The sequence below is a fragment of the Rufibacter latericius genome (assembly GCF_003721515.1).
Classification (GTDB): Bacteria; Bacteroidota; Bacteroidia; order Cytophagales; family Hymenobacteraceae; genus Nibribacter; species Nibribacter latericius.
In genome coordinates, this window is record NZ_RJJD01000021.1 from 430,107 (window position 1) to 442,299 (window position 12,193).

At 47.3% G+C, this 12,193-nt stretch carries 11 protein-coding genes; 2 read left to right on the top strand and 9 right to left on the bottom strand.

Annotated features, from left to right (window positions below; translation table 11 throughout):
• Nucleotides 1-162: 162 nt before the first annotated feature.
• Together EFB08_RS21610 and EFB08_RS21615 are read right to left on the bottom strand one after the other, a co-directional pair.
• Nucleotides 163-504: an SH3 domain-containing protein gene (locus EFB08_RS21610; protein ID WP_123129052.1), complete on the bottom strand. Its 342-nt coding sequence runs from the start codon at nt 502-504 to the stop codon at nt 163-165.
• Between the two features lie 735 nt (nt 505-1,239).
• Entirely contained in the window at nt 1,240-2,082 is an 843-nt protein-coding gene (locus tag EFB08_RS21615) for a helix-turn-helix domain-containing protein (protein WP_123129053.1), read from the bottom strand.
• A gap of 694 nt (nt 2,083-2,776) precedes the next feature.
• Between EFB08_RS21615 and EFB08_RS21620 the strand changes: the two genes are divergently transcribed.
• Nucleotides 2,777-4,360 (top strand): endo-1,4-beta-xylanase, encoded by a 1,584-nt coding sequence (locus EFB08_RS21620; protein ID WP_123129054.1) that lies wholly within the window; start codon nt 2,777-2,779, stop codon nt 4,358-4,360.
• 204 nt (nt 4,361-4,564) lie between these two features.
• Here EFB08_RS21620 and EFB08_RS21625 read toward each other — a convergent pair whose 3' ends face one another.
• Entirely contained in the window at nt 4,565-5,671 is a 1,107-nt protein-coding gene (locus EFB08_RS21625) for an FUSC family protein (RefSeq protein ID WP_123129055.1), read from the bottom strand.
• Between the two features lie 332 nt (nt 5,672-6,003).
• Between EFB08_RS21625 and EFB08_RS21630 the strand changes: the two genes are divergently transcribed.
• Nucleotides 6,004-6,972, top strand: coding sequence for an alpha/beta hydrolase (locus EFB08_RS21630; protein ID WP_123129056.1), 969 nt, complete (start codon nt 6,004-6,006; stop codon nt 6,970-6,972).
• A gap of 128 nt (nt 6,973-7,100) precedes the next feature.
• On the opposite strand, the gene EFB08_RS21635 is transcribed toward EFB08_RS21630, so the two are convergent.
• The 6 genes from EFB08_RS21635 to EFB08_RS21660 form a co-directional block, all read right to left on the bottom strand.
• Complete coding sequence (locus EFB08_RS21635; protein ID WP_227006432.1) at nt 7,101-8,003, bottom strand: DUF5777 family beta-barrel protein; 903 nt, start codon at nt 8,001-8,003, stop codon at nt 7,101-7,103.
• On the bottom strand, nt 8,000-8,548 hold the full coding sequence (locus tag EFB08_RS21640) for a YceI family protein (RefSeq protein WP_123129057.1): 549 nt from the start codon (nt 8,546-8,548) through the stop codon (nt 8,000-8,002). The genes EFB08_RS21635 and EFB08_RS21640 overlap by 4 nt, the downstream gene beginning before the upstream one ends.
• Before the next feature lie 35 nt (nt 8,549-8,583).
• Nucleotides 8,584-8,979, bottom strand: a complete 396-nt coding sequence (locus EFB08_RS21645) for a hypothetical protein (protein WP_125077831.1) — start codon at nt 8,977-8,979, stop codon at nt 8,584-8,586.
• 70 nt (nt 8,980-9,049) lie between these two features.
• Nucleotides 9,050-9,517 carry a CHRD domain-containing protein gene (locus EFB08_RS21650; RefSeq protein ID WP_165864994.1) on the bottom strand — a complete coding sequence of 156 codons (468 nt, stop codon included), beginning with the start codon at nt 9,515-9,517 and terminating at the stop codon, nt 9,050-9,052.
• A 107-nt stretch (nt 9,518-9,624) separates the two neighbouring features.
• The gene (locus EFB08_RS21655; RefSeq protein WP_123129060.1) at nt 9,625-11,043 is read right to left on the bottom strand and encodes a porin family protein; all 1,419 of its coding nucleotides are present in this window, start codon (nt 11,041-11,043) and stop codon (nt 9,625-9,627) included.
• Nucleotides 11,021-11,620 carry an RNA polymerase sigma factor gene (locus EFB08_RS21660; protein ID WP_123129061.1) on the bottom strand — a complete coding sequence of 200 codons (600 nt, stop codon included), beginning with the start codon at nt 11,618-11,620 and terminating at the stop codon, nt 11,021-11,023. Before EFB08_RS21660 ends, EFB08_RS21655 begins: the two co-directional genes overlap by 23 nt.
• Nucleotides 11,621-12,193 lie beyond the last annotated feature (573 nt).

Below are 12,193 nucleotides of genomic sequence, written 5' to 3' on the forward strand. Positions count from 1 at the left end.
TAGCATTTTAGGGCCTTTTTGCTTAAAACGCCACTAAAACGAAAAACCCCAACTTATAGCCGGGGTCTTTCTTCCACAAAAAAAGGTGTTGTTTTTACTGAGCTAATCAAAACGAATCAACGGACACGCGGCTGGTTTCAGCCGAAAAATTGACGGGGGATGTTATTTGCGTTTTTTCTGCAGAGCCACCACTGGGGTTTCGGGGGCCGGGGCAACTCTATTGGTCAGCTCTCCATATAAAACATAACCTACTTTATCGTCTAAGGTTACCACTGCCCAGGTGTTGTTGAGTTTCCGGTGGTACAACACTTGGTCGGTTTTTTTAAGGGTAGCCACAATCTCAGAGGAAGTACCCGCCTGACGGTACATTTTAACGTCATCGGTCTTCACCTGGGCTTCAATGCATTTATTGGGTTTAGAGGCCGGGCTTTTTTGGGTCTTGGTCTGGGACATGGCCAGGAACGGCAAGGAAAGAAGGGTTATAAAAAGGATGAGCTTTTTCATGATTATATGGTGATAAGGAAAGGCATTTAAAACACGTTTTTAACAACTGAATGAAAAAGCAGACCAAGGATTCGACTTCAGATGGGTAGGGCCTTCCTGAGAAATGGTTAGCTTCTGAGACATACCCCAAAGTAAATCTTGAGATTCTGCGGACCTGGGTGACCAGGTAAGAGCAAATCCAGATACACTTTTCCAGTCTGAACCACCTGGAACCGATCTGCTCACGGAAAAATCACTTCTGCTTGGTCTGGATTGCCAAAGATGGGAAGACGCGTATGCCGCCTTATAAGGTTGGCGACAGGGGCGAGGAAAACACTGTTGGGTGTGTAGTTCTACTTAAAGGGATCAGGTGTGGGTAATGACCTTCCCACCAATGTTGGAAACAAACTCTATTTAACCGCAATCAACTGTACCTAATTCTTCAGGTAGTTACTCCTGCTGTAGAACAGGGTCTCTTCTTTATTTCTGCTGCACTAAAATGAAAGATGCCTAGCCCTGTAAAACTTTTTTTTATCATTTTCATGGCGGCCTTCCATTCTTTGATTCATTATCAACTTCGCTGTTTATGGCCTCCCGAAGAGGAACAGGAACAGGTAAGCTTTTCTGGTTCAGGGATTGGTTTGTACTCCCCGGTGGGCCTTGGCTAGAACTCCCTTAAACCCTAATTGGCCTTGATTTCCTTACAAAAATAAACTTCTAAGTAAGGTTTTACTAGTAAGGAATCGCCATTTTAAGCTAATCTTCTACCCTGAGGGAATAGGTTTCCTTGGTGAGGGGCGTTTGCTGCAGAAAGAGGGAAGGGCTGCTGCCGGCAAACTTCTTGAAGTCTTTGATGAGGTGCATCTGGTCAAAATAGCCACAGTCCAGGGCAATGTTCGTCCAATCTTTTTTGGGGTTTCTCAGCTTCTGGGTAAGGGCTTGGTTGAACCGCACCACACAGCAGAAAAGCTTAGGCCCCATGCCCACCTGCTGGGTGAAGCGGCGTTCAAAATTGCGTTTGCTCATGTTAGCCGCTGCCGCCAGTTGTTCCACATTGCTTTGGCCCCCTTCTTTGAGAATCTGGTTTGAGATAGCGGTGATTCCGTCTTTGTACTCCACGAATTTCTGTTTGCGCAGGAAGGAAAGAAGAAAAACGTCTGCCAAACCACCCATTTCCTCCAGGTTCTGGGCATAGCATAACTGTTCATAGAACAACTCCATGCTCCCGTCAAATACTTCTTCGGTGTGGAAGACATGGTTGGTGAACTCAAGCCCGGGATGTTGGAAAATCTTGAAGAAGCCTACCGGCCGAAACACGATCTCAAAGAAGGCGTAATTTCCTTTGAACGTCATAATGCCATTATGCTGGGTTCCTAGCCCTACCAAGCCTCCGTTGCTCTCCCCTTTCAGGATTTGCCCGGTCTGCGGATTATTCAGCTCCACCGGTTTGGCTTTGAAGAAAAAGGGCATACTCATCTCATGGGCAGCATGCCAGGGCTTAAGCAGGTCGGTTCCGTTCGTGTCAAATTCCCTGAACGTGTAGCAACGCACAAAAGGAGCCAGAACGGGGGCCGGGGCAATCTCTGCGGTGGTAATCATAGGACATAGGAGAGTGGACGTTGTTTCCCGATTATCATCCTATGGCCCCTCCTTCTTTGGAGCTAACCATCACCGGAGCTGGAACTGGCAAGGCTTTCTTGGGAATTCTTTCTTCAACTAAAAAGCTAGCCTCCTAATGAGTGATAACTTGATAAACGCCTTTTGGTCCATGTAGTTATCATAATTCTGCAAATCTTTTCCTAAAAGTGACATGAATTCACAAATGGTAAATACAAGTACCTTTTGCCTCAAACCAATCAAGGGTTTTGGACCTGTTTTTCAGAAATGACCTGCTATTCAGGGATTTTGATGGTAAGCGAAAGGACCCAGGACATTCTTCTAAAGCAAAGTGGTTCGCTTGTAAAGTTACTTTTCTTTCCCTGTAAACAAGGTTTTGACCTTGGGAAGAGCGACTTGCTCAAGTGTCTTAAGGGTAATTCAAACCAAAGTTAGCTACTTTAAAACAAGGCTGATGATGAAATTAAATTGACCTTGTTTTTAGGGTAGTTTAAGAAAAACACCCTCTAAATAGTTTCCAGGCATCTCCGCCATTTATTCTTATTTAAAACTCATTGCCAGTCTAAGCGGCAACAAAGATTTTCCTCTTCTTTAATTACCCCATCTCCTTTCCGGCACCTTTTCTTTTAGGTGTATTCCGCCTATCTTTAAACACAAACTACCCAAACCTAACCGAATGATAAAATCTTTACTCTCAACACTTTTCCTGGTCTTTTTGCTAAGTACCCTTTCGGTGCAGGGGCAAAACAATACCCCTCCGTCGTGTGTGATTACGGCACCTCATAACAATGCTTATTTCCAGGAGGGCAAGGCCATGACCATTCGTGTGTATGCCTCAGACCTGGGCGGGACTTTCACCAACGGCACCGTCAGCAAAGTGGAGTTTTTCAACGGTACCACCAAACTAGGAGAAGCCTCGGCGGCCGTTAACAACACCTACTCGTTTGTATGGGCTCCTTTAACGACCGGCACCTATACCATTACCGCCAAAGCCACCGATAACCAAAATACCGTCAGTACCTCGGCGGGTGTGATGGTCACCGTGGGCACCGATCCGGCCCAAAACCGTGGCCTTAGCGCCTGCAAAGGCAAATACCTGGGCAACATTATTGCCGGAAGTGTGCCGGGCAACTACATGAACCTCTGGAACGGCATCACCGCCGAAAACAACACCAAATGGGGGGTGCTAGAGCCTACCCGGGACAACATGAACTGGACGGGAGCCGATGTGGCCTATAATCATGCGAAAGACAACTATCTCCCCTTCCGGTACCACGTCTTTGCCTGGGGCAGCCAGTTTCCCACCTGGGCCATCAACGCCAACAACAACCTGCTGCTTAACCCCGCAGATTTCCAGGCCGAGATGGAGGAATTAATGGCCGCCGTAGCGGCCCGATACCCCAATGGCATTGACCAGATTGACGTACTCAACGAGAACCTGAGAACGCACGCTCCTGCCACCTCTGCTTTTCGGGAAGGTTTGGGCGGAAACGGCGCCACGGGGCACGACTGGATTGTGTGGCTTTTCACCAAAGCCCGGCAGTATTTCCCTAACTCAAAACTGATCCTGAACGACTATGGGCTGGAAAACGATCCCTCGGCGATAAACCTGCAATTAGAAGTGATCAAAGTCCTGCGGGACCGCAACCTTATAGACGGCTTCGGGACTCAGGCCCATGAATTCAACATCAACTCGCTTTCGGCAACGCAGTTGAAAAGCGCTTTGGATCTGATGGACAATGCCGGCGTGCCTATCTACGTCACCGAGCTGGATATTTCCGGCAATGACAATGTCCAGAAAACAAGGTACGAGACTTTATTCCCGGTGTATTGGGAGCACCCGGCCGTGGCTGGCGTCACCCTCTGGGGATATGAGGCCGGAAAGACCTGGAAACAAGATACCCAACTTCAAAATGGATCTGGATCGGACCGCCCGGCCCTTACTTGGCTGAAACAATACCTGAATGGAAGACCAGACGTAGGTTACCCTTTCTGTACCCAGGAATCAACCGTAACCGGAATAGAGGATGAGCTGAAAAACGGGTTGGCTTCTGTTTACCCCAACCCGTTCCAGCGAGCCTTTACCTATGAAACCACCGGCCGGTTCACGTACCAGCTTTTCAGCAGCACCGGCGCTTTGCTGGAGGAAGGCTCCGCTACCGCCAAGGTGACGTTAGGCGATAAACTTCCCCGAGGGATGTATATCCTGAAGGTAGCCCAACGTGACCAACAGAAAGCATTTAAGCTGATCAAAAACTAGGCCCAAGGTGAACCAATAAAGTAGTTTTCCTCAGGAACTCCACCGCAAGAAGATCTTTACGGATTTCTTCTGTTTTGACGAATTTAGCCTTTAAACGCCAACAGCGGCAGAGCACCCAATAGGGAGGTTCTTTGTCGCCGTTGGCGTTTTTAATTGCTTCTGGGCAAGAGAATCGTTAAAAGAATTTAGAAAATAGAAGGAGCTTCAAACTGTCTGGGTTGGCAGATCTGCGGTCTCAGCCTTTTCTTGTGGTAAATGCTGGGTCTGGGTTTCAGATACAATGCGGCCCAGGTCGGTGAGGATGCTTCCAATATCCCGGAGGGTGGCCAGGGAGCTGATGCTGTGCAGGCTGTCCAGGCAGCGGGCCTGCGCTTCTGTGGCCTCCCGGATTGCCTCGGCAAGTGTCAGGTGATTTTCATGGGTGGCATTTACAATGCTATGCCCATAGGCCGAGATGCATTGAGCGGTGGCCTGCATGGCTTGTTTCAGTTGCTGCAGGTAAAGCTGCTCGGGTTGCAGATGCTGGCTCAGTTGTATGTCTGCCAGGCTTCTTCTTATGCCCCTTATTTGGATGGTGATGCTTTCCAGTTGGAAAATGGTTTCGGTGAGTTGGCTTAGGCGGGTTCGTTTGTGGGTCAGCAGGAAGTTGTATTTCAGGCTTTGTTCGGCCAGATCCAGGGTTTTCCGGCAGGCTTGAGCTTCTTTGATAAGGGTATCTACTTCTGAGCGCCCGGTTTTACGACCTGAGCCCAGGGAATCCAGCAATTCGGCTAGGCTATTGAGCGTCACCTCAGACAACCTGCTGTACGAAAGGATGCTGCGCTCCACCTCTGGCACAGCGTTCTGCGGAATCACCAGGGCGTTAATAGCCACCGCAATGGCTGAACCCAGGATTGTTTCAATGATCCGCTCAAAAGCATAGCCTTCCTTGATCTGGCCGAACGCCAAAACCAGAAGAGAACTGATGGCCACCTGCGAAATAATCTGCGGACTCATCCGAAGTGCCTTGGCGATGCCCATGCCTATAAGGATGATGAAGAAAATGGAAATGGCCCCAATCTCAAACCAATGCCCCAGCAACATGCTCACCAGAACCCCTCCAATAATGCCCACAATTCGCTGGGTGGCTTTTTCCACCGAGTCGGCTACGGTAACCTGTACGGTGATAATGGCCGCTACCGCCGCAAAATACGGGTATTCAGAATGCAAAAAGCTGATGGCTACAAACCAGGACAAAGCGGCCGCGAAAGCCGTTTTGGCGATCTGAAAGGTCAACCCAATTTTCTCCAGTATCTTGATGATCTTATCCACTAGGTATTATTACCGGATTTCCGGGTTTTAAGTTAGCCCTTTGAAAAGGTTCTATTCAGCCATCCTATTCCGCCAAATAGCTAAATTCCTGCTACTACTATTCTTCAAAAACTTAAGAAAATTCATGGACTTAGGGCTTTCTACTTTCGGCCTTATTTCTCTAAAACTGCCCAGAAATAGACTGTTTTTGATGACTGGTTTTCTTCGGGAATGTGTTTTCGGCTCCTTTTCCTAAATGTAACCCTAAAAAGGGTAAGGGTTTAGTTTACATCCATCCTGAACCAACGCCTGCATCGGCCGTTATTCAGATTCAAACAAACAGGTAAATCGGCATGAAAAAAAGAACCACCCTAGCAGCAGCCGGTGCGGCGTCTATCCTCTTGCTGGCCTCTCTGGCTTTCGGGGTTGGAAAGAAGAGAAAAACGTGGGTGAAGGAGTACATCCGGAAACGGATCTCTAAAGGTGCCTTCAAAATCAAGAATTTCCCTGATCCACCCAAGAGCCTTCTAAGGAAACACGCGTTCGAGAAAGTGGATGCCCGGGGTGTTCCGGGTTACTGGTTGGATAAGGAGAAGGCGCAGAATGGGGTGTTGGTGTACCTGCACGGTGGTGGCTACCTGTTTGGGCCCGTTGAACTGCAATGGAAATACATCGCTAGGCTGAGTAGACTCACCAACCAAGCTGCCTTGGTGGTTGATTACCGGATGGCCCCGGAGCACCCTTTCCCGGCTGCGCTGGAAGATACCGTCGCTTTTCTTTCTTACCTGCACAAGTCCGGCGACTTGCCCCCCAACTACACCTTGGTGGGCGACAGTGCGGGCGGAGGTCTGGCGGTAGCCACTACCTATCAACTCAGAAACCAACAGGCGCCGCTACCTCAGAAATTGCTACTTCTTTCCCCGTGGCTGGACATTAACCTGACCAACCCGGCCTCGCAACTTACCGCCCCCAAAGACATAATCCTGGGATTTGACTCCGTGCAGGCTGCGGCCCGGAAGTACGTGCAGAACCAGGATCCAAGAAACCCGCTCATCTCCCCGGTGTTTAGTGAGGTGGCAGGCCTGCCCCCTACCCTGTTGCAGATCGGGACAGCTGAGATTTTCCTGTGGGACAGTCGCAGCTTTGTGCAAAAACTCACCGATGCCCATGTGCCGGTCCAGTTTGAGGAGTATGAGGACATGTTTCATGTTTTTCCGCTGGTACCGTTTTTGCCGCAAAGCAGGAAAGCTCTGAGGTCTCAGGTAGCTTTCCTGACCGGGAAATCGGCGGTAACGCAAACGGAAAAAGAATCGGTGGGATAAGGTATTAGAATGGTTTTAGGCCTGCTTTTCTAAAATAAGCCCAAAACGAAAAGCTGGTTTTAAAAGGGAAAAGCGGGTAAAAAAAAGCCCCCGAAAATCAGGGGCCCTTTCCTTGGTAAACCTTTACATTACCATTCTCTTTTTTCTTTTTCCTTACCCAGGCTAAACACCCGTGAGATGTTGAACCCGAAGTAGATGTCACCCGTTGACCAGCCTCCCACATTGCGGGGGATAAAGAACTTCTCAATCATTCCCAGGGAGTTGGTGAACATGAGTTGGAAGACGTGGCCGCCGGTTTCAATGTCAAAACCCATAGACAAACTGTTCTTGAAGGTTTCTTCGGTATCGCCGGGTAACAGGTAGAAGTATTCTGCATTGAAAGAAACCCGCTTGGTTAGCTTGAACCTTCCGCCTGCTCCTACGGCGTACACATCGGTTTCACCCAGGCCGGTTTCCACCAGGTTTCGGTGCACCACCGTAGGAGCCAGTTGCAGCGATAGCCGCTCAGTAAACTTACGGGCAACCAGCAATTGATGACTGTAGGTAAGCCGATGGGCAAACTCAAAGTCTTTTTCAGGATCTGACCAGTCCAGGGTTTTCACGGCTACGCTGGTAAAAGCAGTCACCGTCACGGGCGAGCCCGTTGTTTTCTGTTGCAGGACTTTGTACTTCAGGAATCCGTCAAAGGTCTTCTCCAGCGAGCTTCTTCCAGCCCCAATTGTGAACCGGTCTGTGATGCCATACTCCAGGGCCAGGCGAATGGTAGACTGGTCTAATCCCCAGAAGTTATAGGCTCCGCTATTTAGGGTGCCAAACCGGTGCGAGATCAGAAAAAGCAGCGTACCGGCACCATTGGTTTCCACGGTATGCCCGTTGATAAGGCGGGTTGCCTTAAAGGTGGCCCTTACGTTTTCGTTGCGGGTGCTGTCTCCGGCTTCCGCCAGTTTGAGTAGGTCGTCTTGCGCCCAAGCTCTTGTGGTAGCCCAAACGGAGAGAAAAGCCACCAAAAAGATCATCTTCATTTCTTTCATAGGCTCTTCTCCACGTAAGGGACATACACTACATTCACTGTTATATCAATGCGCTTGGCAATATGCTCTTTTACCAGAAAGGGGATCTCTATGTTGAATTCCTGCGGCGTAACTGAGAAGGTTGATTTCCCGATCAACTGTTTGTTCTTTACCTCCAGGGTTCCATCTGTGCGTACCGGGCGGTCTACCCCATGGATGGTGAGCACTCCTTCAATGAGCACCTTGTACAGATTGTCCTGGCTAAGGTTCACGTTCTGAATGTTCACCACCTTGCCTTTGAAAGTGGCCTTGGGGTATTTGTCAGACTCCACGTAATTCTCATTGAAATGCTCCTGCATCAGTGACTTCCTGAACTGAAACGATTTCATGGGCACGGAAAAGACCATGTCTCCGGATTTCACATCCAGGAAAGAAACCGTCTGCCGGGTGTTCGCTTCAATGTCTTCCAGCGGTGCTTTGGAGAAAAAGGAGATATAGCCTGTTTTGGTGTAATACCTTGACTGCGCAGTAACCGGCACCAACCCCCACCAGAGAGTTGCTCCCATGACTAGTAAGCATTTGAGCATAGCTAAGGAGTTAGTTAGTTGTTAGGAGCGCCAGCATCTACCCATTTCTTGATTTTGGCAATGTTACAGTCGGAGAGCTTAGGCCCCCCATTGGGCATGGGCTTAAAGCCAGGAGCATGGGTAATCACGCCTATTAGTTTACCGTTGTCTGCCACTGCCTTCACTCGGGCGTAAGTATCCAGAATCATCCCTCCTTCGGCCTTGGCAGCACTGTGGCAGGCAAGGCAATTAGTGCTGATAATTCCTGAAATGGTGCTGGAGTAAGTCACAGAATTTGTGTCACACTGCTGCGGTTGAGGGTTGTTGGGGTTATTGGGTGTAATCTCTTCTTCTTTATCGTCTTTACAGGCAGAAAACAATGCCACCGAAAAAGTGAAGATCAATAGGGGAATATGTAATTTCCTTTTCATGAGAACTGGTCTTTTAGTGGATATATTAGAAGAAGAGGTACAGAAAACTCCAGAACAGATTCGTTAAAAATTATTGAGGTCTAACCTGCCCCCTGATTTCACCGCCCGGATTAGCAGCACTGTGGACATTCACGTACCAAAGCCCTGCCAGCATATCGGCTTCTTCGGCATTGGTTAGCATTCGGGTTTGGGCATTGGTAATTGGGGAGGTATATGGTGCTTGCCCAATAGGAATAACCACTGGTCCAGATTTTTTCAATTCCCCTTTATGAAAGTGCATGTTGGTTGGGGTAATCCCGTTCCAGGAAAGGCTGTAGGTGATGATCTTTGTATTCCGGTCGTAAGTTCCTGTAAAAGTACCGGTAGCGGTAGAACCGTTGGGAACCTCCTCCTGATCTGATGTCAGGGTAGAATTCTGCAATTGAACGATATTGCTGGGTTGATCTCCGTCATCATCGCTGCTGCAACTGCTCATCACAAAGGAAAGGGTAAAGAATAGGCCCACAGCCAGCCGGAAAATTTTGTCTCTGGTTTTCATAAGGTTAATGTTAAGGTTTAGTGACACAATCGTTTGGAAAGTAAAGGCAAAAACATACCACCCAGCACTTTTGACGTGTGCTGCTAAGAAGATCATTCTGGATAATTCTATGGTTTAAGCTTGATCGTATAGCCTGCCGTAAAGAAAACTCCGGCACTTGTTAACTTCACTTTTCCATCCCCTATACCAGCATAAGGAATCTTCACGAACGGCTCCATTCCCAGAGAGAACAAAGGTGATATTGCCCTGGTATACACCAGAGACACATTCTGCACTTTAAACCAGTGTTGGTTCTGGTAACTTATTTCCTTATGATAAGGGTATGAGCCATAGCCACTAGCAACTGAACTGTATTCTTCATGGAGCATTATGTAACTAGAAAGCCCGGCCTGAACTGAAAAACTGTTTCGTCCTGATTCTACTATTTTGTACTGAATGTTGATGGGGATGTCCAACACCTTACAGGTAGCGTCTACGGGAGAGGTGTAGGTATATCCGTTAGAAAAATAATAATCTTGGGGCCGGGCACTATATACTTTGTTTGCCCAAACTACTCCGGTTACTAAGCTCAACCTGTTGGTAAGTGGTAATCCTACCACCAGTCCCGCATTCATACTCAAAGCCTCAGGGTCTCTGAATTTAACCGTAGTTACATCAGGGGCTACAGCCACAGCTAACTGAATGGATCTCATAAAAGCAGCGCTGTTCCCTTTTTCGAAAGTGCCCTGCTCCGGGTTAATCTGGTGCTCAACTATTTTGTCTTCGTGCACAGCCACTAGTACTGGTTCCAAAACTTTTCCCGGCATCGGCTCTAACCTAAGTTCACCTCTGTATTCCAACAATGAGAGTTCATTTCTTACACTGGTACGGTTATCTACAATAGCAGCTTTCGATTCTTCCTTAAATGCTCCTTCCCCTTGTATTTCCTCAGGACTCGAAGAAAAGTCTTTTACAGTGGATGGTTTATCTCTCCTTTTAGTAGCTAATACTCCCGAGTTTGGTTTAGGAAGAATAAATACCTTTTTAGGTACCTCCCTTTCCCTTGTTTCCCGATTCAGGTGGGAAGAGCTTGATTCAATAGTATTGGTCTCATCGCCAACCTTAGCTTTCGCAACAGATTTATCCTTATTAGCTTTCTCTTCAGAAGCGCTACTTATTACGGAAGAATTCTCCTTAGCATCGTTTTGGGCCTGAGAAGGGGCTATTTCTGTTTTAGGCCTGTTTTTCTCATTCCGGCCTCGAAGCACGTTTTCACGGTTGGGTTGTTCCCCTACTTCTTTTTTATTTACAACTACAAAATCATTCTCAGGTTTTTCATCAAAAGGGTAAAGGGTAAAAAATCCAATAAATAAGATCAAGCAAAGCAGAAGAGTTGAACCCTTGAGCCATTTAGAACGCACGTGCACCTGTTCCAACTTCCTGTCCATGGCTTCCCAAGCTTCCGGATCAAAAGGTGGATCGAAGTTGTCTGCAGAGGCCTTGAAAAGGCGGTCCAGTTCTTCGTCAGATATATTGTTCAAGTTCATCTACTCTATTTTTTTTTAGGACCTCTCTCAAATTAGCCCGTGCTTTGGAAAGGTTTGATTTTGAGGTTCCGGAGGATATGTTTAGCATCTCTGCTATCTCTTCATGGGTGTACCCATCAATGACGTATAAATTGAAAACGGTTCTATAAGCGGGAGACAGTTGCTGAATAAGCTCCATGAGGTATTCGTAATTCAGATCACTTACAACATCAGAGGTATCAGCAACGGGGGGAGCAGTTTCAAGATCGGCGGAGTGGTAATGCTTTAAATTGTGGCGGTAATTATCCAATGCTGTATTAATCATGATGCGGCGCAACCAACCTTTAAAGGGCTTGTTTTGATCATATTGCTTCAGTTTTGTAAAAACCTTCATAAAACCGTCATTCAAAACTTCTCTGGCTTCTTCGGCATCTTTAGAATATCGGACACAGACACTCATAGCATACCCATAGAAATGCTGGTAAAGCTTTCTTTGTGCTTCCCGGTTATTTACTAAACAACCTTGCACAATCTCTACAAGTAATTTGCTATCCGTACCTATCACTGATTCCGATTTTGCGTACCCATCACGTTCCATTTCTAAAAAGGGTTGCCTTACTATTGTAATTTAAATAGTTTTTTTTCAGATAAAATAAGAGCCTGTAGATATAAGGTTAAAACGGACCAGATTAAGGGGAAATTTAAATAGAGGAAGAACAGATGTTAGGGAGGGTTTTAAATTAGACTTAAATAAAGGTACAGTACACCGATGAACTCCCTAATTTTTAAAAAGTTGAAACAGTAAGCTAACAGTTGAAGGATGCAGAAGAACGTCTGGGAGAAGAGGAGTTCAGAAATTCTAAGATGATAATCTGAACAGAAAAGGAAACGTGGGAAAATCTTGAATGAAAATTAAGAGAAGATTCTCAGAAAGGGAGGTAAATGAGAAAGGTTCGAGTTGTTAGAAAACCTTTTTAGTAACCTTTTCTTAAAAACGGTAACTAGGTTTCCAAGCAACCTTTATAAACCAAAAACACTATACGGCCCCATTCCCGGCAACCCACCCTAACCCTCTCCCTCCGTTCCTTCTTAAAACGCCGATCGCCCCACCGTCCTTTCGGAGGGTGGGGCGACTTAAGGTGGGGTTGGCGGCTACCTACTCTCCCGCGTG

Excerpts from the sequence above, each read along its gene's own strand:
- EFB08_RS21610 (WP_123129052.1), bottom strand. The coding sequence starts at position 504 with ATGAAAAAGCTCATCCTTTTTATAACCCTTCTTTCCTTGCCGTTCCTG.
- EFB08_RS21615 (WP_123129053.1), bottom strand. The coding sequence starts at position 2,082 with ATGATTACCACCGCAGAGATTGCCCCGGCCCCCGTTCTGGCTCCTTTT.
- EFB08_RS21620 (WP_123129054.1), top strand. The coding sequence starts at position 2,777 with ATGATAAAATCTTTACTCTCAACACTTTTCCTGGTCTTTTTGCTAAGT.
- EFB08_RS21630 (WP_123129056.1), top strand. The coding sequence starts at position 6,004 with ATGAAAAAAAGAACCACCCTAGCAGCAGCCGGTGCGGCGTCTATCCTC.
- EFB08_RS21635 (WP_227006432.1), bottom strand. The coding sequence starts at position 8,003 with ATGAAAGAAATGAAGATGATCTTTTTGGTGGCTTTTCTCTCCGTTTGG.
- EFB08_RS21640 (WP_123129057.1), bottom strand. The coding sequence starts at position 8,548 with ATGGGAGCAACTCTCTGGTGGGGGTTGGTGCCGGTTACTGCGCAGTCA.
- EFB08_RS21645 (WP_125077831.1), bottom strand. The coding sequence starts at position 8,979 with ATGAAAAGGAAATTACATATTCCCCTATTGATCTTCACTTTTTCGGTG.
- EFB08_RS21650 (WP_165864994.1), bottom strand. The coding sequence starts at position 9,517 with ATGAAAACCAGAGACAAAATTTTCCGGCTGGCTGTGGGCCTATTCTTT.
- EFB08_RS21655 (WP_123129060.1), bottom strand. The coding sequence starts at position 11,043 with ATGAACTTGAACAATATATCTGACGAAGAACTGGACCGCCTTTTCAAG.
- EFB08_RS21660 (WP_123129061.1), bottom strand. The coding sequence starts at position 11,620 with ATGGAACGTGATGGGTACGCAAAATCGGAATCAGTGATAGGTACGGAT.